This is a genomic window from Rhizobium sp. BR 314 (assembly GCF_047445805.1).
Lineage (GTDB): Bacteria > Pseudomonadota > Alphaproteobacteria > Rhizobiales > Rhizobiaceae > Rhizobium > Rhizobium lusitanum_B.
This window is the reverse complement of sequence record NZ_JARWLA010000006.1, coordinates 280,297-305,684: the sequence shown is the minus strand read 5'-3', so window position 1 is coordinate 305,684 and position 25,388 is coordinate 280,297. Positions and strand designations below refer to the sequence as shown.

At 58.5% G+C, this 25,388-nt stretch carries 24 protein-coding genes and 1 pseudogene; 11 read left to right on the top strand and 14 right to left on the bottom strand.

Features of this window, described 5'->3' with window-relative positions:
- Window positions 1-85 precede the first annotated feature (85 nt).
- The 3 genes from QD461_RS11640 to msuE form a co-directional block, all read right to left on the bottom strand.
- Window positions 86-670, bottom strand: coding sequence for an RBBP9/YdeN family alpha/beta hydrolase (locus QD461_RS11640; protein ID WP_414087899.1), 585 nt, complete (start codon window positions 668-670; stop codon window positions 86-88).
- A 57-nt stretch (window positions 671-727) separates the two neighbouring features.
- Complete coding sequence (locus QD461_RS11635) at window positions 728-904, bottom strand: hypothetical protein (RefSeq protein ID WP_414087898.1); 177 nt, start codon at window positions 902-904, stop codon at window positions 728-730.
- A 64-nt stretch (window positions 905-968) separates the two neighbouring features.
- The gene (msuE, locus tag QD461_RS11630; RefSeq protein ID WP_414087897.1) at window positions 969-1,529 is read right to left on the bottom strand and encodes an FMN reductase; all 561 of its coding nucleotides are present in this window, start codon (window positions 1,527-1,529) and stop codon (window positions 969-971) included.
- 416 nt (window positions 1,530-1,945) lie between these two features.
- Between msuE and QD461_RS11625 the strand changes: the two genes are divergently transcribed.
- Window positions 1,946-2,941, top strand: a complete 996-nt coding sequence (locus tag QD461_RS11625) for an ABC transporter substrate-binding protein (RefSeq protein ID WP_414087896.1) — start codon at window positions 1,946-1,948, stop codon at window positions 2,939-2,941.
- 206 nt (window positions 2,942-3,147) lie between these two features.
- Window positions 3,148-4,584, top strand: coding sequence for a family 16 glycosylhydrolase (locus QD461_RS11620; protein ID WP_414087895.1), 1,437 nt, complete (start codon window positions 3,148-3,150; stop codon window positions 4,582-4,584).
- A 25-nt stretch (window positions 4,585-4,609) separates the two neighbouring features.
- On the opposite strand, the gene QD461_RS11615 is transcribed toward QD461_RS11620, so the two are convergent.
- The 6 genes and pseudogenes from QD461_RS11615 to QD461_RS11590 form a co-directional block, all read right to left on the bottom strand.
- Window positions 4,610-5,260 (bottom strand): glutathione S-transferase family protein, encoded by a 651-nt coding sequence (locus QD461_RS11615; RefSeq protein ID WP_414087894.1) that lies wholly within the window; start codon window positions 5,258-5,260, stop codon window positions 4,610-4,612.
- Between the two features lie 80 nt (window positions 5,261-5,340).
- Complete coding sequence (locus QD461_RS11610) at window positions 5,341-6,654, bottom strand: HlyD family type I secretion periplasmic adaptor subunit (RefSeq protein ID WP_414087893.1); 1,314 nt, start codon at window positions 6,652-6,654, stop codon at window positions 5,341-5,343.
- Window positions 6,651-8,387, bottom strand: a complete 1,737-nt coding sequence (locus QD461_RS11605; protein ID WP_414087892.1) for a type I secretion system permease/ATPase — start codon at window positions 8,385-8,387, stop codon at window positions 6,651-6,653. The genes QD461_RS11610 and QD461_RS11605 overlap by 4 nt, the downstream gene beginning before the upstream one ends.
- A 335-nt stretch (window positions 8,388-8,722) precedes the next feature.
- Window positions 8,723-9,496 carry a siderophore-interacting protein gene (locus tag QD461_RS11600; RefSeq protein ID WP_414087891.1) on the bottom strand — a complete coding sequence of 258 codons (774 nt, stop codon included), beginning with the start codon at window positions 9,494-9,496 and terminating at the stop codon, window positions 8,723-8,725.
- Window positions 9,497-9,767: 271 nt separating this feature from the next.
- Window positions 9,768-11,657 (bottom strand): molecular chaperone HtpG, encoded by a 1,890-nt coding sequence (gene htpG, locus QD461_RS11595; protein WP_414087890.1) that lies wholly within the window; start codon window positions 11,655-11,657, stop codon window positions 9,768-9,770.
- A gap of 99 nt (window positions 11,658-11,756) precedes the next feature.
- Window positions 11,757-11,993: pseudogene (locus QD461_RS11590) on the bottom strand (nucleotidyl transferase AbiEii/AbiGii toxin family protein); the annotation flags it as partial.
- Between the two features lie 110 nt (window positions 11,994-12,103).
- Between QD461_RS11590 and QD461_RS11585 the strand changes: the two are divergent.
- From QD461_RS11585 to QD461_RS11565, 5 genes are all read left to right on the top strand, one after another.
- The gene (locus tag QD461_RS11585) at window positions 12,104-12,628 is read left to right on the top strand and encodes an SIP domain-containing protein (protein WP_414087889.1); all 525 of its coding nucleotides are present in this window, start codon (window positions 12,104-12,106) and stop codon (window positions 12,626-12,628) included.
- Between the two features lie 351 nt (window positions 12,629-12,979).
- Window positions 12,980-13,189 (top strand): cold-shock protein, encoded by a 210-nt coding sequence (locus QD461_RS11580; protein WP_184708194.1) that lies wholly within the window; start codon window positions 12,980-12,982, stop codon window positions 13,187-13,189.
- 113 nt (window positions 13,190-13,302) lie between these two features.
- A complete protein-coding gene (locus QD461_RS11575) occupies window positions 13,303-13,584 on the top strand; it encodes a cold-shock protein (protein WP_414087888.1) in 282 nt (93 codons plus the stop codon).
- A gap of 73 nt (window positions 13,585-13,657) precedes the next feature.
- Window positions 13,658-13,888 (top strand): hypothetical protein, encoded by a 231-nt coding sequence (locus QD461_RS11570; RefSeq protein WP_414087887.1) that lies wholly within the window; start codon window positions 13,658-13,660, stop codon window positions 13,886-13,888.
- A gap of 661 nt (window positions 13,889-14,549) precedes the next feature.
- Window positions 14,550-14,723 carry a hypothetical protein gene (locus QD461_RS11565; protein WP_015342656.1) on the top strand — a complete coding sequence of 58 codons (174 nt, stop codon included), beginning with the start codon at window positions 14,550-14,552 and terminating at the stop codon, window positions 14,721-14,723.
- A gap of 77 nt (window positions 14,724-14,800) precedes the next feature.
- Here QD461_RS11565 and QD461_RS11560 read toward each other — a convergent pair whose 3' ends face one another.
- Window positions 14,801-15,634, bottom strand: a complete 834-nt coding sequence (locus tag QD461_RS11560) for an alpha/beta fold hydrolase (protein WP_414087938.1) — start codon at window positions 15,632-15,634, stop codon at window positions 14,801-14,803.
- Between the two features lie 342 nt (window positions 15,635-15,976).
- Complete coding sequence (locus tag QD461_RS11555; protein WP_414087886.1) at window positions 15,977-16,981, bottom strand: alpha/beta hydrolase; 1,005 nt, start codon at window positions 16,979-16,981, stop codon at window positions 15,977-15,979.
- Window positions 16,982-17,286: 305 nt separating this feature from the next.
- Between QD461_RS11555 and QD461_RS11550 the strand changes: the two genes are divergently transcribed.
- Entirely contained in the window at window positions 17,287-18,306 is a 1,020-nt protein-coding gene (locus QD461_RS11550) for an alginate lyase family protein (protein ID WP_414087885.1), read from the top strand.
- A gap of 97 nt (window positions 18,307-18,403) precedes the next feature.
- Window positions 18,404-19,312, top strand: a complete 909-nt coding sequence (locus QD461_RS11545) for an acetamidase/formamidase family protein (protein ID WP_414087884.1) — start codon at window positions 18,404-18,406, stop codon at window positions 19,310-19,312.
- A 14-nt stretch (window positions 19,313-19,326) separates the two neighbouring features.
- Here the strand turns inward: QD461_RS11545 and QD461_RS11540 are convergent, their stop codons facing one another.
- Together QD461_RS11540 and QD461_RS11535 are read right to left on the bottom strand one after the other, a co-directional pair.
- On the bottom strand, window positions 19,327-21,069 hold the full coding sequence (locus QD461_RS11540) for a cation:proton antiporter (RefSeq protein WP_414087883.1): 1,743 nt from the start codon (window positions 21,067-21,069) through the stop codon (window positions 19,327-19,329).
- 169 nt (window positions 21,070-21,238) lie between these two features.
- Window positions 21,239-22,285: an NAD(P)-dependent alcohol dehydrogenase gene (locus QD461_RS11535; RefSeq protein WP_414087882.1), complete on the bottom strand. Its 1,047-nt coding sequence runs from the start codon at window positions 22,283-22,285 to the stop codon at window positions 21,239-21,241.
- Between the two features lie 257 nt (window positions 22,286-22,542).
- On the opposite strand from QD461_RS11535, the gene QD461_RS11530 reads away from it, so the two are divergent.
- On the top strand, window positions 22,543-22,683 hold the full coding sequence (locus QD461_RS11530) for a hypothetical protein (RefSeq protein WP_414087881.1): 141 nt from the start codon (window positions 22,543-22,545) through the stop codon (window positions 22,681-22,683).
- Window positions 22,684-22,695: 12 nt separating this feature from the next.
- On the opposite strand, the gene QD461_RS11525 is transcribed toward QD461_RS11530, so the two are convergent.
- A complete protein-coding gene (locus tag QD461_RS11525) occupies window positions 22,696-24,159 on the bottom strand; it encodes a DHA2 family efflux MFS transporter permease subunit (protein WP_414087880.1) in 1,464 nt (487 codons plus the stop codon).
- 467 nt (window positions 24,160-24,626) lie between these two features.
- Here QD461_RS11525 and QD461_RS11520 point away from each other — a divergent pair, with 467 nt between their 5' ends.
- Window positions 24,627-25,370: a FadR/GntR family transcriptional regulator gene (locus QD461_RS11520; RefSeq protein WP_414087879.1), complete on the top strand. Its 744-nt coding sequence runs from the start codon at window positions 24,627-24,629 to the stop codon at window positions 25,368-25,370.
- The last annotated feature ends 18 nt before the right edge of the window (window positions 25,371-25,388 follow it).

Here is a 25,388-nt window from a genome sequence, read left to right as displayed (position 1 = left end):
CGCATGCCCTGGACAGCGACAAAAGGCCATGGTCAAGAAATGCTAGCCGCACAATGGCGCTGAATGGCTCCCATGAAAAGCCCTTTCAAACCGAGGCAGCAATCGCCGTTGAGATTCGCTGCGGTCTGCGATGTCTCGCGCGGGTCTTCAGCGTCTCAAGGAAGCCATAACCGCTCGGCCACCGCCCATATCCGCTTGCAACGTTGATATGTCCGGCAAGCCCGATATTGCGAACTTCGGAATTCCACAGCCGCCCGAACATTGTGAGACGATCGAGCGACATATAGACGTCGTTCAAACTGCCGATCGTGATACTGGGAAATGGTAACGCCTCCGTCGGCATCGTCCCGAACGAAAGTCGGCCGGCATGCAGCCTCTCCGTCGCGGGAATGTCGCAGGGCGCAACGAGAAGTGCGCCTTTGACCCTTCGCGCCGCCGGACGCCCCGCCAGCCTCGCGGCCAGCAGGCAACCGAGACTATGCGCAACGAGATAGGCTTCGCCTGCCTCTTCAAGTGCAACCTCCAAACCGTCCATCCAACTGCCAAGATTGGGGAAATCCCAATCGCTCTGCTCCACGAGACGGACGTCGGAATGATCCTGAAGCCAATAATGTTGCCAGTGTCCTTCGCCCGATCCGAACAAACCCGGCACGATGAGAATTCTGCTCATGATATCCTCGCAGCCGATTTCAGCGAGCCTCGCAAGACGAAGCCAGTTCTTATTCGCTCAGTACCAAGGTGCAGGCGTAGCGCACCAATAGTAGAGTTCGTAGTCGCGGGCCGAAGGCTCCCGGTCAAAGCTCGCCGCAGGTGCCGCATACACTGCGGCAAACTCATCCTGCCTTTTATCCAACGGACGCAAACTGAAGAACGTCTTCAGGCGACTGATGATGCCAATTGTCATGCAACCCTCCATCCTGTTGAATTCAAAGCTGGATATTCGTGTCTGGCACACCCGCTTTGCGGCGTTACTCCGCAGCCGCCAAGGCGCTTACCGGATGCGGAAAGAAGGCGGCCAGTTCACCGACAACCTCACTGATCCGCGCCGCCAGAGGCTCAGAGGAAACCTTATAGTCGGTGAAATCGCGGTCCGAGGCATAAACCGCGGTCGGCAGCGTATGGGCCATGAAGAAGCCGAAGAGCGGCCGCAGCTGGTGTTCCACCATCAATGCATGCCGATCGCCGCCGCCGGTTGCCGTGATAATGATAGGCTTGGCGCGCAGCTCATGCGGATCGATGAGATCGATCAGGTGTTTGAAAAGCCCCGGATAGGATCCTTTGAACGTCGGAGAACCAATGATCAGCGCGTCAGATGAAACGATATCGTCGATCACGCTCTTCGCCTGATCATCAAGATCCTTGCGCCACTGGGCCGATCCGAGGGAGGGACCGACATCATGCAGATCGTAAACCTTGCTCGTGAAGCCGTAGCGATCACCTGCCAGATCAGCGACGGTCTGAACAAGCGTGTAGGTCTTAGATGGCCGGTTGAAGCTGCCGGCAATGCCGACCAGTTTAGGCGCACTCATTATCATCCCTTTCCGAACGTCGGGCACGTTTTCGATCATGCGAATATTGTCCACAAATTTAATAGATTAAAAGAAACAGCCATCTCTCCCTTCGCCGGAAAGGGGAAATCTGTTTCCCGCGTGACGACCTTGCCTCGCCTTCGGGTTTTTGCTGTGCAGCGCCTTGACGCCATCGTGGCCGCAGACCGGGTACAGTCATTTCCTGTGGGAAAACCTAAAACTTCATGCCGCCAACACATGACCGGGATGGGCATGTGGCAGTAATCCCGGGCGTCCCCGACGACGACAGTCGATGCGGGTTGGCCCTGGCGTGCCGTGATGAGGCCGCAGGGTATCGCAAGCGCGAAGGGACCTGAACGGCGGACTTTGCCGTGGAACCCTTCGACAACAGCAACATCAGGACCTGGGGGTCTGAAATGAAAAAGCATATCGCTGCCGCCATCTTCGCTGCAGCACTCTATACCTTTGCCGGCGCAGCCCATGCCGATTGCGGTTCGGTTTCGATCGCTGAAATGAACTGGGCGTCAGCCGGGGTCGCCGCCAATGTCGACAAGATCATCCTCCAGGAAGGGTATGGCTGCTCGGTGGAGCTCGTCACTGGCGATACGCTGCCGACCTTCACGTCCATGAACGAAAAGAGCCAGCCCGATGTCGCGCCGGAGCTTTGGATCAACGCTGTGCGCACGCCGCTCGACCAGGCCGTTTCCGAGGGCAGACTGGTCATTGCCGCCGGCATTCTGTCCGAAGGCGGCCAGGACGGCTGGTGGATTCCGAAATTCCTGGCCGACGCCCATCCGGAGATCAAGACCGTTCAGCAGGCGCTGGAACATCCGGAGTTTTTCCCCTCGCCGAACGACCCGAAGAAGGGCGTCATCTACAACTGCCCGCCCGGTTGGCAATGCCAGGCCTCGCTCGGCAATCTGTTCCGTGCGCTCGATGGCGAGAAGAAGGGATTTGAAATCGTCGAGACGGGTTCCGCCGCTGCCCTCGATGGCACGATCGCCAATGCCTTCGAAAGGAAAAACGGCTGGCTCGGTTACTATTGGTCGCCAACGGCTATCCTCGGCAAATATCCGATGGTGCGACTTTCCTTCGGCGTTCCCCATGACAAGACCGAGTGGGATGCCTGCACCTCGGTGATCGATTGCACCAACCCGAAGGTCAACTCCTATCCCGTCTCCGAAGTCTTTACCGTCGTCACCAAGAAATTTGCCGACAAGGCCGGCGTTGCGATGGATTATCTCAAGACGCGGAAGTGGACCAACGATGTGGTAAACAGCGTCCTTGCCTGGCAGACCGACAATCAGGGTACCAATGAGGATACTGCGAAATATTTCCTGAAAACCCACGAAGACATCTGGTCGACCTGGGTTAGTCCGGAGGTCGCCAAGAAAGTTAAGGCGTCTCTTTGATTGCAGACCTTGGCGGCGCAACGAAGGCTTGCGCCGCCAACCGATTTGGCTTGACGAGATCAGGGCCGACAAATTTTTCCGCGCCCAAGCAAAAAAACTTGTCGCAAGGGGTGGGCAGAAAAACAGAGCACGCTATCTGATGCAGATGAGTGGGGAGACATATCAAGTCGATCGGGAGGCAATTCGGCACATGGAAGAGACCTCTCATGCGTAACTCCGTCTTGAATGCCCTTGGACAGCCGCTCTACTACAGCGACACATCGACTGGTTTCTTTTCCGCCACCGGTTCAGGCCCGGTGCTAAATGGTACCGCAGGCAACGACTCGATGTGGGGCGACGCCTCCGTCAATGTGACGATGGCCGGCGGCACGGGCGATGACATCTATTATCTCTATTCCAGCCTCAACCACGCCTATGAGGCGCCAGCATCCGGCATCGATACCATCATCACCTGGATGGATTACGCGCTGCCCGACAATTTCGAGAACCTCACGGTCACGGGCAACAACCGCCACGCTTACGGTAACGCTGCCGACAATATCATCACCGGTGGCAGCGGCAGCCAGACAATCGATGGCGGCCCTGGCAACGACGTGCTCACCGGCGGCGGCGGCGCGGATACATTCATTATCACCAAAGGCAACGGCAGCGATCTGATCACCGACTTCAGCGATGATGACAAGGTCAGGCTCAACCAGTATGGCCTGACCTCATTCAATCAAGTCATCAGCCATTCGACCCAGGAGGGGGCCAATGTGCGGCTCGATCTCGGCAACGGCGAGAGCTTGGTTTTTGCCAACAAGACTGTCGCTGATCTGCACGAAGACCAGTTTCAGCTGGGGCTCGACCGGTCGTCGTTGACACAGACCTTTTCCGACGACTTCAATACGCTTTCGCTGCACCAGGGCACGCAGGGCACATGGGATGCGAAATATTCCTGGGCTCCCGAAAAGGGCAGCAGCCTGAACAATGAGCTGCAATGGTACATCAATCCGTCCTATGCGCCGACGGCATCCGCAAACCCATTCTCAATCTCCGACGGCATTTTGACGATCACGGCGAAGCAAACACCGGATGCGCTGAAGTCGATCGTCGAAAATCATGATTATACGTCGGGCATCCTGACCACCCATTCCTCATTCTCGCAGACCTACGGCTATTTCGAAATGCGGGCGGAAATGCCGCATAATCAGGGCGTTTGGCCTGCCTTTTGGCTATTACCGGAAGATGGCTCCTGGCCGCCGGAGCTCGACGTGGTAGAGATGCGGGGGCAAAATCCCAACACAGTCAACGTCACGGTTCATTCGAACGCCACCGGCCAGCACACGATGAATTCGATTCCGGTCGAAGTGCCGAGCACGGATGGCTTTCACAATTACGGCGTGCTGTGGGACAAGGACCAGATCGTCTGGTATTTCGACGATGTTGCAGTCGCCCACGCTGCCACACCTGCCGACATGCATGGTCCAATGTATATGCTGGTTGATCTTGCCGTCGGCGGTGTGGCGGGAACCCCGACCGATGGGCTGCCAAACGGATCCGAGATGAAGATCGACTACATCAAGGCCTACTCTCTGGACGATCATGCGGCCCAGCTTGCCGCCTCGGCCCAAACCGCCCACACGACGGACTGGCACATCTGACGATTTCGCGCGTGGAGCGGGCTCGTTAGCTGGCCGACGCGGCAATGAAAGCGGCCAATTGAGCAGCAAAGGCGCGCCGGTAAGCTGGTCGCGCTTCGCCCCGTGCGACGTAAGCGGAGAGGTTTGGATACTCGTCCAATAGACCCGCGCTCTTCAATCTGAGTAGTACTGACACCATCAAAAGATCACCGGCGCTAAATTGACCGTCGAGCCAATCGGCTTCCCCGAGGCGTTTAGACAGCTCGCCCAGTCGCTGGCGAATGCGCTCATCGACGATCGGCAGGCGTTGCTCGCACCAGCTCTCGTCGCGCTCCACTAGCCTGGCGACGGTGCGCTCCGCGATTGGCGGCTCCATCGTGGAGACTGCGGCAAACATCCACGTAATCGCACGTGCTCGGGCATTTGCATCGATTGGGAGGAGACCAGGATGGCGATCAGCGATGTAAAGGACGATTGCCCCTGACTCAAACAAGGCAAGATCGTCCTCCTCATAGGTTGGAATCTGTCCGAAGGGCTGAAGCGCGCGATGCGCAGGTTCTTTCATCGCCTGAAAGGAGACGAGGCGGACCTCATAAGGCTGCCCAACCTCCTCAAGCGCCCAGCGCAAGCGCATGTCGCGTGCAAGACCTCTACCACCGTCCGGCGAACGTTCGAAGGCGGTAATCCTGATCGTCATAGCGGTCTCCATGGCTTGTTCGCCTTAAAGACGCTCGGCGATACTATAATCCGACATCATCATCACAATCGGCCCCGATTCTAATCCTCCTTGAACGCGCGCCTGATCTGATCGGCCATCGGTTTAGTCAGATAGGCCAGAACGGTTCGTTCACCTGTCTGCATGAAGGCTTCCACCGGCATGCCCGGCAATGGCGTCAGCGGCCCCAGCCTCCCCCACTCGTCCTTCGATACCCTCGCCCTCACAATATAGTAGCTCTGGCCCGAATGCTGATCGGTCACAAGGTCTGCGGAGACAGTCTCGACACGCCCATTCAGCTCCGGTGTGATCCGTTGATTGAAGGCAGGAAATCGCAGTGAGACCGGCTGACCGACGGTGATCTGATCGATGTCCTGTGGCGCAAGTTTCAGCTCCGCCACCAACGCATCCTTGTCCGGGACGATCTGCATGACGGTTTCAGCCGGCGAGATCACCGCGCCTTGAGCGTGGACACCCAACTGATCCACGATACCTGCCTGCGGTGAGCGGATGTCGATCCGCTTGACATCATCCTCGGCCGCGACCATGCGCTCGGCGAATTGTCCCAAGTCGCTTTGCGCCTGGCGCAGTTGTTCGGACACTTGCGAACTGCGATCGGCATCGATCTGCAGGATCTGCAATTCCGTCTCAGCGATCTTGCCGCGGGTCTGGGCAATCGAGGAAACGAGATTGCCCAGATCGCCAGTCAATGACGCGCTCTCCCGCTGCAAAGAGTAAACCTTTGTTGCCGAGATGATCCCTTGATTGAGCAGTCCTTCGAGGCTGCCGAGCTCTTTGGCAATCAGCGCAATTTCACGGCGCTTGCCCTGCTCCTGCGCGATAAGGCCCGTAATCTCCTGGCGCAGCTGTTGAACTCGCTCGCGCAGCTGCGCCTTCTGCCCCTGGCTCGACGCCAAACGATCGCCAAAGAGTTGCTGCTCGCCGGTCAGGATGGCCCGGACATCCTCATTGCCGGCAGCGGAAAGCAGATCTGCGGGAAATTCGATATCGCTCTTGCCGTCGCGTTCGGCGACCAGACGCGCCGTGCGTGCCGAGAGTTCATTGAGGCGCTTGCGGATGATGGCGAGATTTGCCCTGGTCTGCGTGTCGTCAAGCCGCACCAATACCTGGCCCGCATCGACATGGTCGCCGTTGCGAACGAAAATCACACTCGCAATGCCGCCCTTCAGATGCTTCACCGGCTTGACATAACTGTCGACGACCAGGTTGCCTGAGGCGATCACTGCGCCCGAAATCCTTGTTGCGGCGGCAAGGCCTCCCATGACGCCAAACAACAGCACGATCGCGACCACCACAGACAGAGACAGGCGGCGGATGGCTCGATCGGTTGATGGCAATGGCCCGTCATCGCTCATCGCGCCTCTCCGCCAGAAATGGAAAGTGGTGCTGGCATGGCATGCTTGGGCGGCAATCCGAGAACCTCCGTCTTCGGACCGAATGTCTGCACTTGGCCGCCGGCAATGATCATCACCGTGTCTGCAGCGGCAAGCGCACTCGGTCTGTGCGCAATAACAATGGCAATTCCACCGCGCTCCCGTACCCCCGTCAGCGCCACGGTGAGGCATGCTTCGCCTTCAGTATCGAGATTTGAATTGGGCTCGTCGAGCACCACGAGGAACGGGTCGCCGTAGAGCGCGCGCGCCAAGGCGATGCGCTGCCTTTGGCCGGCGGAAAGCCGTGATCCCGCCTCCCCAACCATGGTGTCGAACCCATCCGGAAGCTTGACGATCATTTCGTAGACGCCGGCTGCCTTCGCCGCCCTTATGACCGGCTCCGCCGTCACGTCCTTGGAAAATCGCGAGATATTGGCGGCGATCGAGCCTTCGAGCAGGCCAACATCCTGCGGCAGGTAACCGATATGCCGCCCAAGTTCGCTTACATCCCATTGCGAGAGTGCAGCCTTGTCGAACCTGACGGTGCCTATTGCTGCCGGCCAAAGGCCTGTCAGTGCACGTGCAAGGGTCGATTTGCCCGACGCGCTCGGACCGATGACGCCGAGCACCGTCCCGGCAGTTAGCTTGAACGAGACATTCCGCAAAATCAGCTCTCGGGCACCGGGAGCGGTCACACTGATATTTTCGACTGCAAGCTCGCTGACTGGAGGGGGGAGAGAGAGGATATGGCTTTCGACGGGTGCTGCTCCGAGAAGAGCTGCAAGCCGCGCCCAGCCCTGGCGTGCGGCAATGAGGCCCTTCCATTGGCCGATCGCGACCTCAACCGGCGCCAGTGCCCGGCTTACCAGAATCGAGCTCGCTATGATGATTCCACCAGTTGCTTCCTGGCGAATGACGAGAATGGCACCAACCGCGAGCACGGCGGATTGGAGCATCATGCGGGCCATCTTTGCAGCGATTGTCAGCGCACCGACGACGGTGCCCGCCGCAACTTGATAACGCAGGTAATCCTCATTCATGGCCGCCCATTTTTCGGTGAGCCTTCCGGCAAATCCCATGGAGATCGCAGCCTCCCAGTTTCTCCGGGCGGCCTGCGCAAAACCGAGACGCGCCGACGACGACTTCGCCGCCTCAAGCGCCGGCCGCCGCGACAGCGCTTCTGCCAGCAAAGTGATAGCAACGAGAAGAACCGCTCCACACAATGCGGTCACGCCGATCCAGACATGGAACAGAAAGCATAGGAGCAGGTAGAAAGGCACCCAGGGCAGATCGAAAAAAGCGGCGGAGCCGTTGCCTGAGAGAAAGGAACGGATTTGTTCGAGATCGCGCACAGACTGCAGGCCATCGTCTGAAGTCTGCTTTCGCGTCGGCAGAAAAAGGAGTGAACGGAAAACGCTTCGGTTCAATTTTTCGTCGAGCGACATACCGATCCGCGCCAGCAGCATGGAGCGCAGCAATTCGAGCGTCCCCTGGAAGAGGAATAGGGTTGCGACGATTACCACCAGGCCGAGAAGCGTCGGCAAGCTGCGACTTGGAATGACCCTGTCATAGACCTGCAGCATGAAGAGCGAACCGGTCAGCGCCAGCACGTTGATGGATGCGCTTGCAAGCGCAATACTCAAGAACGCTTTGCGTAACGATCCAAGCATCAACATGACGAAGGTCTGCGGCGGTTCTTTCGGGACGGCAAGCACCTCGCTAGGATCCTCAATATTGGCCGTCGCGTGCGGCGGGGTATTGCGCGATGTTCATCGACGCCGCCTCCCGCTCGGCGCCTGGAACCTGCGGGGAAATGGCGACGATGGCGTCGCCATTTCCCCGTTGCAGCTAACCTTTGGCGATCTCACGCAATTTAGGAAGTCGAAATCCGCCCCGATTCCGGCCTCGGTGAACCCAATCTTAACATCGAGCGCCTCGTCCGTTTCCGACACAGTTGCGCAACAGATGGAGCAGTGCGTTTCACCGGCAAGGGCTATCGAATTGAAATCGCGGTCGGCGAGCGCCTTTTTCATCGCCCGCCGGATGGAGCCTATTCGAATTTTTCGGTCGTATCAGCTTTGCCCTTAACCCAGTAGCCGGAGGCCTTGATCCAGGCCAGCGGATATCCGCGCTTTTCGACGAGATAGGTTCTGATCGCCCGCGTGACCGAAGCTTCCGCTGCGATCCACACAAAGGTGCCTGGAGCAAGCTCCACCGATTGAAGTGCGGCGAGCAAGGCAGATGCATCGGTGGCGGCGGACAAGGGGCGATGCACCCAATGTGTGGTCACGTGGGCCTTGCTTTGAAAAAGCTGATGTTCGGCCGCATCGGCAACAGCCACAAGGGCGGCGACATGGGCATCGCCGCTGGCCTCTTCTATGCGGCGGCCGATGGCCGGCAGGGCTGTTTCGTCGCCGATCAGCAACCAGTTCTTGATCTCGGTTGAGACCACCGCCGAACCGCGCGGGCCACCAATTTCCAGCTTGTCACCAACGCTGGCTTCGAGCGCCCACTGTGTGGCGGGGCCTGCTTCGTGTATTGCAAAATCGATGATAAGCGTGCGCGCAGCGGTATCGTAACGCCGAGGCGTGTAGTCGCGCAGTTCCAATTCTTCACCCGCGCCGGGCACAATGACCTTGATGTGGTCGTCGGGCGCCAAGCTGACGAAGTCGGCAAGGTCCTCACCGACGAGCTCGATGCGCAACATTCCCGGCGTAATTTTTTCGACATTGGAGACAATGAGCAAGCGCCGCTTCAGCTCATGGCGCACGCGCTCGATTTTCGGAACGAAACCATTCGGGATCGACGTGTGAGAGGTATCCATCTGCATCCTTTCGAGGCTCGCTGGTCTCGATCTGCAGGACACAGTCGCGCAGACCGAAACCGCAGAGCCGTTCGATCATACGCGTTGAGTGACGTTAACGCTTACGTGGCGGGCAACACCCGGCCAAATCGGATCTCTCTATAGAAGAAGAAACCCGATCCCGCAATGAAAAGATGATTATTAAAGACAAGTTTTTTGATCGAGCCTCGCCGACCGCGCTCGAGCTGGATCGGCCGGCACGTCCCTTCGCGGATCGTGCCGGCCTCGTTGACTACTGCAGCGCCTTTTCCATCACCCGCACAAGGCGCTCGGCAAAGGCGCGTGGATCTGCGGGCTTGTCGCCGTCCAGAACACGGGCCTGGTCGAGCAGCAGGAACGCCGCATCGTCGCGTAGCGACGGTGCATCGATCTTGGCGGCAATGGCCTTGACGACCGGGTGCTCCATGTTGACTTCCAGGATCGGCTTGGCGCCGGACTGTAGGCGCCCTGCCCCCTGCAGAATCTTCTCAAGCTGACGGTCGTAACCCTGCTCGGACGCAACCAGGCACACAGCGCTCTCGATCAGGCGATCCGAGGCCCGTACATCGGAGACCTCGTCGGCCAGCTTCTCCTTGGCGAAGTCGATAAAGGCCTGCACCTCGGCCGGAGCAGTCGCACTTTCCGTCTTGTCTTCGTCCTGCTTCTTGAACTGGGCAAGATCGGCGGAACCCTGGGTGATGGACTTGAAGCTCTTGCCCTCGAACTCAGGAGCGTTCATCACCCAGAAACTGTCGACCGAATCCGTCAGCAGCAGTACTTCGATGCCGCGAGCACGGAAACCTTCCAGCTGCGGCGATGCCTTCAACTGCTCGAGACTGCCGCCGACGAGATAATAGATCGACTGCTGACCTTCCTTGGCATTCGCGACATAGTCCGCAAGCGAACGATAGCCATCTCCCGAGGCCGTCGTGCGGAAGCGCGATAGCGCCAACAGCTGCGAGCGCCGTTCGAAATCTTCATGGATGCCTTCCTTGATCAGGCTGCCGAAGTTCTCCCAGATCTTCAGGAATGCATCCTGGTCGCTCTCCGCCTGCTTTTCAATCGCGGTGATGATGCGGTTGGTGACGCCCTTTCGGATGGCCGACAGGATAGCGCTTTCCTGGATCATCTCGCGCGAAACATTGAGTGGCAGATCGGCCGTGTCGACAAGGCCGCGCACGAAGCGGAGATAACGCGGCAGCAATTCCGCCTCGTCCGTGATGAACACGCGCTTCACGTAGAGCTTCATCCGGCCCTTGCGATCCGGGTCGAAGAGGTCGAAGGGCTGCGAGCCCGGCACAAAAGCCAAGGCGGAATATTCATGGCGGCCCTCGGCGCGAAAATGCACCGTCAGCGCCGGCTCGTCGTATTGGCCGGAAACGCTGCGATAGAAATCGGTATACTCTTCCGCTGTGATGTCGTTCTTCGACTTGGTCCACAGCGCCGTGCCGTCCGTAAGCTGCGTAGCTTCCTCGCCGGGCTTTTCGGCAATCTTGATCGGGACCGGTACGTGGCCTGACTGCTCCTTGACGATGCGCTCGACGGTCCAGCGCGAAGCGTAGCTCTTGGCATCCTCCATCAGATGCAGCGTGATGCGGGTGCCGCGCGCCGGAGCTTCGCTCACATCGACGGGCGCAACGCTGTAGCCACCCTTGCCGTCGGAAGACCAGAGCCAAGCATCCTCAGCACCAGCGCGGCGCGAGACCACATCGACGCGATCAGCTACCATGAAGCAGGAATAAAAACCGACGCCGAACTGGCCGATGAGCTGCGCACCCTCACCCTGCTTGTTGGCCTCGATCCGCTCCATGAAAGCGCGCGTGCCGGAGCGGGCGATCGTGCCGAGCGCTTCGATCATCTCGTCACGGCTCATACCGATGCCGTTATCTTCCACAATGAGCTTGCCGCCGTCGACATCGAGCGTCAGCAGGATGCGGCTGTCAGGATCGCTGCCAAGCAGGCCAGGATGGGCGATGGCCTCGTAGCGCAGCTTCTCGCAGGCGTCGGCGGCGTTCGAGATCAGCTCGCGCAGGAAGACGTCCTTGTCCGAGTAAACCGAGTGAACCATCATATGCAGAAGGCGGGCGACATCAGCTTCGAAGACGTGGCTCTCGGCGATATTTTCTGCTGTGGTGGCTGTCATTTGCGTCTAGTCTCCCGGGAATGTTGAAAGTCGCGCCGCACAGGTGGCGGAAGAAGACACAAATTTCAAGCGGGCATTGTCAATCCAAGAGCAAAACAGACGAAGAGCTTCTGGTCTATCCTCATTCGCGAGCAGGTCTCTGACATCGAACAGATCTCGCGGGTGCTGCCGATCCAAAGCGGCGACGATCTTGCCTGCGTAAAGGTCCGGGAAGGACACAACTGGCACGTTGGCATAGCCGAAGAACTCTTCGACCCGGTCGCAAACCGAGCGTGTCTCGGGAGAGTAGATGCAGCCGCAAATGACGGGCGTCACCTCGATCTTGATCTGTGCACCGTCGGAGGCACTAGCACCTTTGTGGCTGCGCCTTCGCTGTGCAGCGGCACGGCCTGGGTGCGGCTGCGCGGTGCAGATGAACATCGACTTCGTAGTACACGAGGGCGACAATGTCCCGGGAGCCAGATAGCCCCTCATCGCCCGCCCAAGTGATCGCGCCGGCCTCATCGGTCCCGGTGGAGGCGGCGCGCCGGCGGGCCGCAAACTTATCCTTGAAGGCAATCGCGCGCATCGCCGCGGCCATGCCGGCCGATGCGGAACTGCGTATCATTCTCGAAGTGGCGGAGAGGTTTGAAGAACAACCCTTGACTTCCGAGGCATTCATTAATGTCACTTGGCCCCGCCGCGATGGGGGCGCCGGCCGGAACAACCCGAGAGTTGGAACGCAACTTCGGCAAGGCCGTACTGGCTTGCGATGCGGAAACCTATGTCTGGGTCGCCTGCGAACAGACCGAGGCCTGCGCCATCCGGTCCTTCATGAAAGGCGAGAGAGCCAGAGAGCAAGCAAGCTTCATAACAACAATGTGGGAGGAAGATACCTCCTCTTTCGATTATCACCTCTCTTGCCCCCGAGGACTGCATCGAGTGCGCCATTCCCGCGAGCTTTGAGATTGCCAATAATGCCGATAGACTGAGCCTGCTGGGTTTGAGTTAGCACCCGGAAACTAGCCAAGTGTCAGCCAAATGCGGCCGGCACGCCTCGCAAGCGGCGCCGAAATAATCGCGCTGAATGGCTTGTAAAATTTGACCACTTCACATCGATTTCTCTGCAATTCTTAGTCGTATTTCAGCTCAAACTGTCGACCTGAAAATGTAGCCTTGCCTTACCGCTATTTCGCCCCTATGTTATCAGGTGTCGATCTTGCTTGATGATCTTTGTTTGCCCGGAAGTGTGGCGCGAATTTTCTTTCAATTTCGGTTTGAAATACTGCTGAGAGAACCTCTCAGCAGAACGAAATTCTATGCCTAATTGAAAGGAAGTAACCATGACTTCAGGAACAGTAAAGTGGTTCAACAGCGCCAAGGGCTTTGGCTTCATCCAGCCCGAAGATGGCGCGACGGATGTGTTCGTTCACATTTCCGCCGTTGAACGCGCAGGTATGAACTCTCTCGCGGAGGGTCAGAAGGTGAGCTACGAACTGGTGCGCGATCGCAAGACCGGCAAGAGTTCGGCGGACAATCTGAGAGCCATCTAATTGTCATTCATCATGCTGACCACGGATGTACTGGCAGCACTGATTTAAGTGGCGGAAAGGTCGGGACAAACCCGGCCTTTTGTATTTCTGCGAACCATCAGCAAGGGGATGCGATGAGCGGAACAAAGTATTCGATCGGTGACCTGGTGGTCATGAAGGCCGATCTTACCCGACTAAAAGCAGCGCCGAGGGTATGCCGCATCTTAAGTCTGCTTCCCTCCGATACGGAAGACGCCAACTATCAGGTTCGCTTCACGCATGAGAGTTTCGAACGGCGCATTTCGGCGACCGATATCGAGAAACTCTATACGGAACCACTTGGCAGCGAACGGGGATCGGCATCATCCAAAGCGGAGCCATGGCTAAAGCCTCTTGGCAAAGGCCTCAAAAAATAGGCCATTCGATAAGACCGAATTTGTCTTAGTTCGACCGGCGGTCCGCATTGCCACTCAGCAGAAAGGAGCGATCATGTCCGCTACCAAAGGACAATTCTTCAAGAAAACCGCATCCATCCATAACGATAAGGCCACTGCGACCGATAGCCTGTCAAAGAGCATCGTTGCGGCGGAAACCATCGCCCGAGAAAAGAAAACCGAAGCGCTGCGCGCCTTGCGTCTACAACAGGAAGCCCTGGAAGAGCCGAAGGCTGTGAAGCCAGTAAAGGAAAAGAAAAAGGCCGTACGCCGCACTCGCGTATAATTATTCTTCCCTAAGAGGCCACAAGCGAGACCCCTACTCGCCGTGACGAGGGGAGTAAATCCAGCTTCGGACCGGCCTTAGATACCCGGCATCCATCGCCATGATCGTCGCGGCAGATCACAGGTTCGCGTCGCCGAACCATCGAAAATACTTTCACCAGTGGCGCCTCGATTGCCAATCGTTAGAAATAAATTTCTCAACACTTGCAATCATCGGAATGGTGGTCTATATATACTAGTAGCATTGCTGGTGAGCGCTGATGAAATTTGACGCTCGCAATGCTTTGTTCGCTTTCCTCTTCTGACCACGGATGTACTGGCATTGGTTTGAGAGCGACTTCAGGAAGGTCGGCGCGTTTCGCTCCGGCCTTTTTTGTTGCGGACGTGGCGGCGCGGTTTGAGGGCGCTTCCGGCGAGTTAATGGATCGAACGCCCTCCCTACCACTATGGCGACGAGAGCAGGTCTGACCGGGGAATTACCCCGTGAACTGATCGTAGAGTTTAAGTTCGATCTGCCACTTGAGCCGACAGACCGGCATCGAAGCATTCCGCACCAGTTCCGACCAACTCGAGATACAGGCAGCAGACGCTCTGGCGACGCTTACCAGCCTTGACATTATGGACTTCCCATGAGAACATAAAGTGAACAAATGGAGTTTTCCATGACCAAAGCCGAGCAAGTCATCGAACGTGCAATGACCTTTGTGGCTGTCTCGAAGGCCCTTCGGGAGCGCGAACAAGAACGGCGCGCCACCTGGACGCGTCGTGTCGAAATCAGCAGGCCGCTACCGCCCTTGCCGCGCGCCGTTCAGCTCTCGTTGAAACTCGACAGCTGAAATGGCGAGGGTGGGAACAGCACCCGGCAGGCTGTGAAGCGCCCGCCTTATGGCGGGCGCCCCGTCTCCTAGTCGGATCAGGCCTTGAAGAAGGCCAGCAGATCCGCATTGATGATATCCGCATGCGTGGTGGCCATGCCGTGCGGGAGCCCCTTGTAGACTTTCAGCGTGCCGTTCTTCAGCAGCTTGACGGAGAGGTGCGCCGAGTCCGCGATCGGCACGATCTGGTCGTCATCGCCATGCATGACGAGCGTCGGCACCTCGATCTTTTTCAGATCTTCGGTGAAGTCGGTTTCCGAGAAGGCCTTGATGCAGTCGTAATGCGCCTTGGTGCCACCCATCATGCCCTGGCGCCACCAATTATCGACCACGCCCTGCGATACGGCAGCACCTGGGCGATTGAAACCATAGAACGGGCCGGCCGGGATATCGCGGAAGAACTGGGCACGATTCGCGGCAAGCGCCGTACGGAAGCCATCGAACACTTCCAGCGGCAAGCCGCCGGGGTTCTGATCGGACTTGACCATGATTGGCGGCACCGCACCGATCAAAACCGCCTTCGCAACTCGTCCATGGCCGCCATACTGCGCCACGTAGCGAGCAACTTCGCCACCGCCGGTCGAATGGCCAACATGGATAGCTCCCTTGAGGCCGAGATGTTCCGTCAACGCCGCCACATCGGCGGCATAGGTGTCCATCTCGTTGCCGGTCGCCGTCTGGCTCGAACGGCCATGGCCACGGCGGTCGTGAGCGATGACGCGATATCCCTGATTGAGGAAAAACAGCATCTGGGCATCCCAGTCATCCGAACTCAGGGGCCATCCGTGATGGAAGACGATCGGCTGACCCGTTCCCCAATCCTTGTAGAAGATCTGAGTTCCGTCCTTGGTGGTGATCGTGTTGCTGCTCATTGTGTCCTTACCTTTCGAAGATTGCTTTGTAGAGGCTTGTGCAGGTTGAGCGAAGGGCGCGGCAACTGCGGCTGCAAGACCGAGCCCTGCTGCCATGACACCCCGGCGAGTAGCTTGATGGATCGACTGGCTCATTTCAATCTCCACTTATTTAATATCGCACGATTTATTATCGCACTATCTATATGCATAGCGAGCCGCCTTTGCTCTGTCTACAATAAAATTTATCTTTCGATTATTTATCGCGCTATTTAATTGACGCAATGACACCAGCCGATAGAACTCCGCCCCTACCGATCTGCATGAATGTCTGATTATCGAGGGTCGTCCCGCCGCCCGAGCTTATTGTCCAGGCTTGTCGGCAAAATGCGAAATGGCAAACTCCGCGGCTCTCCCGACCGCCCTTCTTGAATCGTCGAGCCAGAAGGGGAACAGCTGCCATTGATGGATCATGCCGGGCCAGACCTCCAGACTGACATCGCCACCGGCCTCCCGCACCTTATCCGCCAGCCTCCGGCTGTCGTCGAGCAGCGTCTCGCGGGATCCAACCTGGATAAGGAGAGGTGGGAAATTGGCAAATTTGCTATAGAGTGGCGACAATGCGGGATCCGCCGCGGAGTGGTTGCGTGCAAACGCATTGCGAATGATCGCCAATTCCTCCTTACCCATGAACGGATCTTCTCCGGCATTTGTTGCCAGCGACGCCCCCATCGCGGCGAAATCGGTCACCGGGCTCATGGCGATCACGCCAGCGGGGAGCGGTCCCGAAAGGCGCATCTGATTGAGGACGACCTCGATCGCCAGGGTCGCTCCCACGGACTCACCGGCAATCACGATGTTTCCCGGCCTGTATCCCGATGTCGTGAGCCAGCGGTAAGCGGCAACGCAATCGTCGATCTGTGCTGGGTAGCTGTAGTCCGGCGCGAGACGGTAGTCGATGAGCAACACATCTGCCGAAGCCGCCTTGGCTAGTGCCGAGGCGATATTTCGATGTGTCCTCAGTGAGCCGCTGTAGAAGCCGCCACCATGCAGATAGAGAATGGCGCGCCGGCCGATCGGATGGTGCAAGCGGGCCGGCCATATGAGATCGGCATCGACGCCGTTTGCGTCAACGCGGCGGATCTGCACGCGCGTTGCATCCGGTGTCGCCCCCATGAGCTTCTCGAAATCCGCCCGCCGTCGCAACAGATCCTTATCGGACATTGCGCCGCTGTCGCGCATGGAACCGATCAGTTTCTCGACCTGTTCGCTCGATGCCTTCGTTTGTGGCGGTAGATCCATCGCCTCGTCAGCCGATGCCGATGTTATAGGCGGAAGGCTTATCGCCGCCGCGGCAACAACCGTCATGGCAAGACGGCACAGGCAACGAAGTAACCGAAACTCATTCATAGGCGAGCCTTTTCCCTGAAGGCCGAACGGAATGTCGCGACGCTACGGTCGCAGAATTGCGTTTTTAGTCAAGCAGCGGGACCGACGGGATGGATGGAAAGGCGAGCGAATGAGAGACTGATCGCTGGCGACATTTACCGGTCGAATACGGACGCAAAATCGCCATCAACCGGGCAATAGTGACGTGGCCATCAGCCGCAAACACGCGATCACACGCCCGGTGTCAAATGTCACATTTGGATAAGGTACCTCTGAAATCCGCCATGCTTACCCTCTCGCTGCTACTTGCAGGTATCGCCCAGGGACGAGCCGCCGAATTGCGAAGCCCGTGGGATATGCCTGCCGCGATCCAGAAGAGAGACGCGTTTACCTGTCCGTCGCCGCCAGAGTTGCCAAACACGATCAAGGCGGCAGACTATTACACGGACGCGGCCCATTCCATTGTCGATCCCGTACGCAAGAAGGCCTATGATGAAGCAACGGGCGGTCTGCGTTCGGCAATGCGAGATGTCATCGATATGGCCGACCGCTATCAGGCCGACGGCGATGAGGTGAGTGCGCGCTGCACCGCACATTTCCTCGACAGTTTTGCCGCGAACGGCGCGCTGACCGGCGATACGGCTACGAACCAGGCTGTTTACTTGCAGGGTTGGACGCTCGGCTCCTTCGCGATCGCCTGGCTCAAGATCCGCTCGGATACTGATATCTCGGCGAAGGAACGATCGCGAATAACGGCCTGGCTGGCAGATGTCGCCTCGGGAAACATCGACTACTACAAGAAGCGAGACGACAAGAGCGACGGCCGCAATAATCACCGCTATTGGGCTGGCTTCACGGCCATGGCAGCCGGCATTGCTGCCGATCGGAAAGATCTGTTTGATTGGGGCGTGGGCAGCTTCAAGATCGGAGCGAGGCAGGTCCAGCCTGATGGAACCATGCCGCTGGAAATGGAGCGGCGATCTCGGGCGCTGCACTATCATATCTTCGCCGCCGCTCCGCTGGTGACGATGGCGGAACTGGCCTCGGCCAACGACATCGATCTCTATGCAGCCAACGACAATGCGCTGTCTCGCCTCGTACGATTGATCGTTGCAGGCATCGATGATCCCTCCCTCTTTGCAACGAAAGCCGGAGCGGCCCAAGAGGCAATGCATCTTCACGCTGACGACATCGCATGGGCGACCCCATTCGAACGCCGGTTCCCCAACTCAGAGCTTGCGGCATTGTTGAAAAAGTTGACCGCGCGCAGCATGCCCTATCTGGGCGGGATGCCGCCGGCGTGATGAAAAGCTCAACGTCTTGGCGTAACAGTCTTTTCGGTGTCGTCCCGGCAGCTTAGAAGATCTCTCGGACCCAAGCGCACAAGAGGTTACAAACGCAATGACCAAGCATCATTTCGTTCCGAATAGTTTCCACAACGTCATCGGCTCGCTACCGCCGGCCTTGTATATCGCCGATGGCGATACGGTCGTCACCGAAACACTCGATGCAGCCGGTTACGATAAGCATGATATCAATCGCATCTCAGGCCCGAACCCGATGAACGGCCCGATCTTCGTAGAGGGCGCGGAACCAGGCGATTCCCTGAAGGTCGAGATCCTGAGCATGGTGCCGACCCGAGACACAGGATTTACCCGTAACATTGTGGCCAGCAATGTCGTCGATCCCCAGGATGTACACACACTCCCCGCAAGCGAGAAGGTGATCTGGAAGATCGACCGCGAGGCTCTGACGACTAGGCTCGCCGAGCCGGTCGCGGGTCTGGAAGACTTTACCTTGCCGCTTTCGCCGATGATCGGCTGCTTTGGCGTTGCGCCGTCGCTCGGTCAGGCAATATCGACAGCGACCAGCGGCGAGTTCGGTGGCAACATGGACTATCGCCTGCTGGGACCCGGCACGACCGTCTGGTTTCCAATATCGGCGCCCGGTGCGCTCTTCTTTCTCGGCGATTGCCATGCCGTGCAAGGCGATGGCGAGATCGTCGGTACGGGGATCGAAACCACCTTCGAGGTGACGGTGCGTCTGAGCGTGGAAAAGAAGAGGATCATCTGGCCGCGCGGCGAAACCGCAGACGACATCTTCACGATCGGTAATGCCCGGCCGCTCGATCAGGCGCTGCAGCACGCCACCAGCGAAATGCTGCGCTGGCTCGGTTCAGACTACCGGTTGGACAAGACGGCGGCAAGCCATCTGCTCGGACAAGTCGTCCGCTACGATGTCGGAAATGTCTTCGACCCGGCCTACACCATGGCCTGCCGTGTTGCGAAGTCCTGGCTCAAACACCGATAGGGCGTCGGAAGCAATCAGCCCGCATCGAGCGACTGGTCGCGCCGCTGGCGTGACACGTTGCTTTCCTGTCGCTCCCTCGCCATCCGGCTGACGGCGGCGCGCAACTGCGGATGGCGCGACATGAACAGGTTAAAGTCGCGGCGTTCCAGAACGAAGAGCTGACAAAAGTCGACGGCAACGACATCGGCGGTGCGGCGTGCACCCGTCAGCAGAGCCATTTCGCCGAAGAACGACCCGGCACCGAGCGGAATTTCGTCTTCCTCGAGCTGCACTTCGACGGCACCGGATGCGATGAAGAACATGCTGTCGCCGCGATCGCCGGTACGGATGACGCGGTCGCCGGGAGAGGCCGAGCGCGGCCGGAAGAGCAGAAGGAGCTCTTCATGCGCATTATCGTCCAGTTCGGCGAACATCGGGAATGTCTCGATCAGTTGCTCTATCTCGAGGTGATGCTGGCGGTCTCTTTCCTCGCGCTGCTTGTTGATGACGGCCAATTCGCGGCGTAGCCCGTCCTGCTTTGCCATGCCGTATCTGTTCGCAAGCGACGGCCACCGGGCAAATGTCCATGTCTCGAGCTTGCCGATGGCAAAGAAAGCCAGCGGGTTAAGCGTGATCGACAAGATCGCGCCTGCGAGAATGAGATCCTGTCCCTCGCGGGACAGAAGCCCCAGCGAAACGCCAAGTCCGGCCAGGATGAAAGAGAATTCCCCGATCTGTGCCAGACCGGCCGCGACCGCAAAGCCCATGGTGGCGGGATACCGGAGCAAGAGTACGACGCCGAAGGCGATTAAGGACTTGCCCAGCATGATCAGCGCAAGCACGCCGATGATCATCAGCGGCTCGCGGATCAATACCGACGGATCGAACAGCATTCCGACCGAAACGAAGAACAGTACCGAGAAGGCATTCTGCAATGGCAGCGAGTCGGCCGCAGCCCTATGGCTGAGATGGGATTCACTCATCACGAGCCCAGCGAAGAACGCGCCGAGAGCAAAGGAAACGCCAAATATCTCCGCCGCACCGAAGGCGATACCGAGCGCAATCGCCAGAACGGACAGTGTGAAGAGTTCCCGCGAGCCCGTTCGGGCAACAGAAGTCAGCAGCCAGGGTACGACACGCGGGCCAAGGAAGATCGCAACGACGGCGAAGGCCGCCACCTTGAGGAGCGTCATCCCGATCGTCAGCCAGATCGAGCCAGATGCCGCGTGATCGCCCACGTCCGCATGGCCGCCCATCACACCGGCAAAGGCCGGCAGCAGGACAAGCGCCAGCACCATGGCCAGATCCTCGACGATCAGCCAGCCGACAGCCACGCGACCATTGGTCGAACTCACCAGATTGCGCTCCTCCAGCGCCTTCAGAAGCACGACCGTACTGGCAACAGCAAGGCTAAGCCCGAAGACGACGCCTGCGCCGAAGCTCCATCCCCAAAGTGAGGTCAGGCCGATACCCAGGAGGGTGGCTATCAAAATCTGACCGATGGCGCCGGGAATTGCGACGCCGCGGACCGCAAGGAGATCGGCGGCGGAGAAATGCAGGCCGACACCGAACATCAGGAGAATGACGCCGATCTCTGCCAATTGCGAGGCAAGCGAGACGTCGGCGACGAAGCCGGGCGTGGATGAGCCGATGATGACACCGGCAACCAGATAGCCGACCAGCGGCGGCAACCGCAGCCTGTCGGCCACATAGCCGAAAACGGCCGCGAACACGAAGCCAGCGGCAATCAATGCGATCAATGCAACGTCGTGCGGCACGGCAGTCCTTCCCGTTTCACGGCGTCAAGCCTATTCCCTTGTTTCCGGCTAACTAGCATCGCTTTTGCCAAGCCGTCTACCGCCGATATGAAACTCGGAGAAAACATCGCCTTACCGATGCGCAGCCCGATATCAGGCTGAAGGCAAGGCGATGTGACACAGCCGGAACCTACTGGTCCAGAACGATCTGCAGCTTCACATCCGTCGGCCGGGCTTCGACCGCGCGGTCGAACACCTTGATGGACTGTTCGAAGGCGAAAGTTTCCGAGATCAGAGGCTTCAGATCGACGCGACCGGAGGCAATCAATGCGATCGAACGCTCATACTGATGCGCATAGCGGAAGACCGTCTCGATGCGGATTTCCTTGGTCGAGGCGGTCGAAACGTCGAAGCCAACCGGATTGACCGGCAGGCCCACGGCAACGATCACGCCGCCCGGGCGGGGAAGCTCCATCACAGTCTCCCAGGCCTTGGGCGAGCCTGAGCATTCGAAGATTACATCGGCGCCCCAGCCGTCCGTCAAGCGGTCAACCTCTTCAAGCAGGTTCCTCTCGCGAATGTTGACCGGGATCACGCCCTGATACTGCGCTGCGATATCGAGCTTCGGCTGGGCCAGATCGGCAACGATCGCCCTTGCGCAACCGCCCGCCAGCGCCGCGATTGCCACCATAATACCGATCGGCCCGGCGCCAAGCACGACGGCCGTGTCGCCAGGCGTGATGCGCGCCTTGGTCGCCGCCTGCATGCCGACTGCAAAAGGCTCGACCATCGCACCTTCGGCAAAGCTGACATTATCGGGCAGCTTGAAGGTATAGTTCGCCGGGTGCACGACAAAGGGCGTCAGCACGCCATGGATCGGCGGCGTCGCCCAAAAGGTGACGGCGGGATCGACATTGTACATTCCGAGGCGGCTGGCCTTGGAGTTGGGATCGGGAATCCCAGGCTCCATGCAGACGCGGTCGCCGACCTTCAAATGTGTCACACCGGCGCCAACCTCGACGATCGTGCCCGCGGCCTCGTGGCCGAGCACCATCGGTTCGTTGACGACGAACGGACCGATCTTGCCATGCGTGTAGTAATGCACGTCGGATCCGCAAACGCCGACGGTATGGACCTTGATCTTGACCTCTCCTGGCCCGACCTTCTGCGGCAGATCGATATCACGGATTGCCAGTTCATGTTGACGTTCCAGTACCAGGGCACGCACCTTGCTCATCGCACTCTTCCTCTTTCAAAGCGCCAATGATCCCGCTGTCGCAGGATCGAATTTCTTGTCCTTTATACTCGCCCGATCGCATGCTAAGAAGCGACCGTCGCTCGGCAATGATCCAAGTGGCGCTCAATCGGCGCCGGCCAACAACGCCAAGCCGGCGAATATTAGGGAAGCCTGATTATTCAGCGACCCCATTGCCAATATTGACTGGAGTTCCATTTCTTGCCTTTCTAATAATCGAGGAACAGGAGGGGATCATCATGGCAGTATATGACTGGACAGGCCAGCGCGCCCGGCGGATGAGGCTGGTGCGTACCGCAAGGGTTGCAATGCTTCTGATCATCCTGATGGCGATACCCGCGCTGTTGCTGCACTACAATCTTATCCAGTACCCCCATTGAGCCAGAATAATCTTATGCCGCCTTCTTCGTGCTGACCTTTGGTTTGCGCGAAACATTGTCGCCAGCCTTGCGGTCGAGCGGCAGGCAATCGAGAACGGCCAGCAACGCGATAACTCCAAGCAGCACGAAGGCGATGCGAAATTCTATCGCGACGATGCCGTTCCCTCCGAGCGGAGCACTGATCGCCTGGCCAATGCGAATACCGATGGCACCGACGGCTATCCCCATGCCCATGGTCAACTGAAAAACAGTGCTGAACAGCGTGTTGGCACCTGTCATCTGCTGCGGTGGAATATCGGCAAAAGCGATTGTATTCAGTGCCGTGAAATGCATCGAGCGGCACATGCCGCCGATGAACAATACCGGCACGATGAACCAGAGCGGCGTGTCCGGCGAGAACAGAGCGCAGGCCGCGATGAAGATCGAATTCAGGATGCCGTTGACGATCAGCACCGGCTTGAACCCGAAGCGCCGCAAGATCGGCGTCGTGGCCGGCTTCATTGCCAGATTGCCGGCAAAGACTGCCAGGGTCAGCATGCCGGCATGAAAGGCGCTGAGCCCGAAGCCGACCTGGAACATCAACGGCAGCAGAAAGGGCACGGCACCAATGGCGACCCTGAACAGCGACCCACCGGAAATCGTGATCGCAAATGTCGACAGCTTCAGCCCCGAGAGATCGATGAGCGGATGTTCTGCCCTGAGGAAATGAAACACCGAAACGGCAAGCAGGATCAGTCCGGCAAGAACATAGGACCAAGCCTCCATCCAGACCGGATCTGGACGACCGATCAGTTCCAGCCCATACATTAAGCTTGCCAGCCCGAGACCACTGAGGACGAACCCCGCCCAATCGAAGGGCGGCCGCGCCGTCGTCTTCGTTTCGGGAATGAGCATCAGCGCGAAGGCAAATGCCAAAATGCCAAGTGGCAGATTAAGGAAGAAGATCCAGCGCCAGCTCGCATGATCGGTAATGAAGCCACCCAGCGGCGGCCCCAGGATCGGCGCGACGAGTGCCGGCCAGGTAATGGTCGCAATCGCCGAAATCAACTTGTCTTTCGGCGTGTTGTTCAAAACAACGAGACGGCCGACCGGCACCATCATCGCACCGCCGATGCCTTGCAGGATCCGCATCGCGACAAAAGAGCCAACACCATTGGCAAAGCCGCACAGAACCGAGGCAAGCGTGAAGATCACAACCGCCGTGGTAAATACCAGGCGCGCGCCGAAGCGATCACTGATCCAGCCACTGATCGGGATGAAGACGCCGAGTGTCAGAAGATATGCGCTCATGCCGATATTGAGATCAACAGCACGGGCACCGAAGGATAGGGCCATCTGCGGCAAGGCGGTTGCGATGACGGTACCATCCAAATTCTCCATGAAGAACGCACCGGCAACAAGCAGGGCGATCCACAGCGAGCGGGAACCGGCTGCCTCCATCTTCTCCTTTTCCCCGCGCGTAGACATGTCCGTCATCCGTCGATCACCTCGAATCCTCCTCGCACTCCACCTCATTTAATCGGTTCGGGAACGTTTACGATAGGTGAAAATCGCCACATTTCTCGCTTGGCCGATCACGTTTCGCTTAAGGGACAGTGGGCAACTTGATCACCGCACCGCCGCGGCCTGCACTGCGAATGGAGGCATTCGAAACGCTGTTCTTGAGCTTGCAACCGGAAACAGACCGGTCAACGAGAGCCAGTAGGCATTTACGTGGAAGACATGCTAGGCTTTTCCGCCTGAATACGCCGCATGAAGAACGACAGGATCGAAGCAAAAACACTATGGAACAGCCCGAGGCAGCCGAGACGCCGGTACAGAAATCTCCCAGCCGACAAGAGCTGACGGCTGGTGTCGCGACGTCGCATCAATAGGAACGAGAGCCCCGCATAATGAAACATGGCCCTGACGCAATGCCTGCTCCGGTCACTCCGGAGTCGAAATTGATCGTAGCGCAGTCACCATTCGATGCCTTTGTGCGAAAATACGGTACGACTCCGCGCCGCGGCGTCTTCGGCTATTTTGTCCACGAGCTCGGCCGCCGTATCGTCGGCGGACGCTATCCGGTCGGCACGACATTGCCGAACGAGCCGGACCTGGTCGAACAATTCGGTATTAGTCGCACCGTTATCCGCGAAGCAATGAAGTGCCTCGCCGGAAAGGGCCTGGTCGAGATCAAAACGCGCGTGGGCACGCGCGTCAAGGAACGCAGCAACTGGCATCACCTCGATACGGATGTCATGGTCTGGTACTATGAGACTGGGCCTTCCGTAGAGATCATGCGGGCGATCAAGGATCTCAGGCTGGCCCTTGAGCCGGAGGCGACGGCACGCGCAGCGGCGCGCTGCACGGATGAGGACATCGCCGCCATTCGCTCCGCCTATGAAGAAATGGTCGCCAGTATTGGCGACATCGACACCAATGCGGATGCCGACCTGCGCTTCCACACCGCGATCTTCGGCGCCACGCACAACATGATCTATTCGCAACTGATCGACCTGATCGCAGTCGGGATCTACGCCAACCGCACGCTCTCCGGCCATGAGGACGTTGCGGCGGGCCAGAAGAACGCCCTGCCTTATCACAAAGCCATCCTCGACGCGATTGCTGCGCGCGATGCCGAGGCCGCACTTCAGGCGTCACGGAGTCTGCTGGATTCCTGGCTGGTCAACTATCGCGACTTCTGATCGCCCTCATATCGACGC

Coding starts and splice junctions, on each gene's coding strand:
- QD461_RS11615 (WP_414087894.1), bottom strand. CDS start 5,260: ATGACGATCAGGATTACCGCCTTCGAACGTTCGCCGGACGGTGGTAGA.
- QD461_RS11555 (WP_414087886.1), bottom strand. CDS start 16,981: ATGACGGTTGTTGCCGCGGCGGCGATAAGCCTTCCGCCTATAACATCG.
- QD461_RS11550 (WP_414087885.1), top strand. CDS start 17,287: ATGCTTACCCTCTCGCTGCTACTTGCAGGTATCGCCCAGGGACGAGCC.
- QD461_RS11640 (WP_414087899.1), bottom strand. CDS start 670: ATGAGCAGAATTCTCATCGTGCCGGGTTTGTTCGGATCGGGCGAAGGA.
- QD461_RS11610 (WP_414087893.1), bottom strand. CDS start 6,654: ATGAGCGATGACGGGCCATTGCCATCAACCGATCGAGCCATCCGCCGC.
- QD461_RS11570 (WP_414087887.1), top strand. CDS start 13,658: ATGTCCGCTACCAAAGGACAATTCTTCAAGAAAACCGCATCCATCCAT.
- QD461_RS11585 (WP_414087889.1), top strand. CDS start 12,104: ATGTCCCGGGAGCCAGATAGCCCCTCATCGCCCGCCCAAGTGATCGCG.
- htpG (WP_414087890.1), bottom strand. CDS start 11,657: ATGACAGCCACCACAGCAGAAAATATCGCCGAGAGCCACGTCTTCGAA.
- QD461_RS11580 (WP_184708194.1), top strand. CDS start 12,980: ATGACTTCAGGAACAGTAAAGTGGTTCAACAGCGCCAAGGGCTTTGGC.
- QD461_RS11565 (WP_015342656.1), top strand. CDS start 14,550: ATGACCAAAGCCGAGCAAGTCATCGAACGTGCAATGACCTTTGTGGCT.
- QD461_RS11535 (WP_414087882.1), bottom strand. CDS start 22,285: ATGAGCAAGGTGCGTGCCCTGGTACTGGAACGTCAACATGAACTGGCA.
- QD461_RS11600 (WP_414087891.1), bottom strand. CDS start 9,496: ATGGATACCTCTCACACGTCGATCCCGAATGGTTTCGTTCCGAAAATC.
- QD461_RS11635 (WP_414087898.1), bottom strand. CDS start 904: ATGACAATTGGCATCATCAGTCGCCTGAAGACGTTCTTCAGTTTGCGT.
- QD461_RS11620 (WP_414087895.1), top strand. CDS start 3,148: ATGCGTAACTCCGTCTTGAATGCCCTTGGACAGCCGCTCTACTACAGC.
- msuE (WP_414087897.1), bottom strand. CDS start 1,529: ATGAGTGCGCCTAAACTGGTCGGCATTGCCGGCAGCTTCAACCGGCCA.
- QD461_RS11625 (WP_414087896.1), top strand. CDS start 1,946: ATGAAAAAGCATATCGCTGCCGCCATCTTCGCTGCAGCACTCTATACC.
- QD461_RS11525 (WP_414087880.1), bottom strand. CDS start 24,159: ATGACGGACATGTCTACGCGCGGGGAAAAGGAGAAGATGGAGGCAGCC.
- QD461_RS11530 (WP_414087881.1), top strand. CDS start 22,543: ATGGCAGTATATGACTGGACAGGCCAGCGCGCCCGGCGGATGAGGCTG.
- QD461_RS11545 (WP_414087884.1), top strand. CDS start 18,404: ATGACCAAGCATCATTTCGTTCCGAATAGTTTCCACAACGTCATCGGC.
- QD461_RS11560 (WP_414087938.1), bottom strand. CDS start 15,634: ATGAGCAGCAACACGATCACCACCAAGGACGGAACTCAGATCTTCTAC.
- QD461_RS11575 (WP_414087888.1), top strand. CDS start 13,303: ATGAGCGGAACAAAGTATTCGATCGGTGACCTGGTGGTCATGAAGGCC.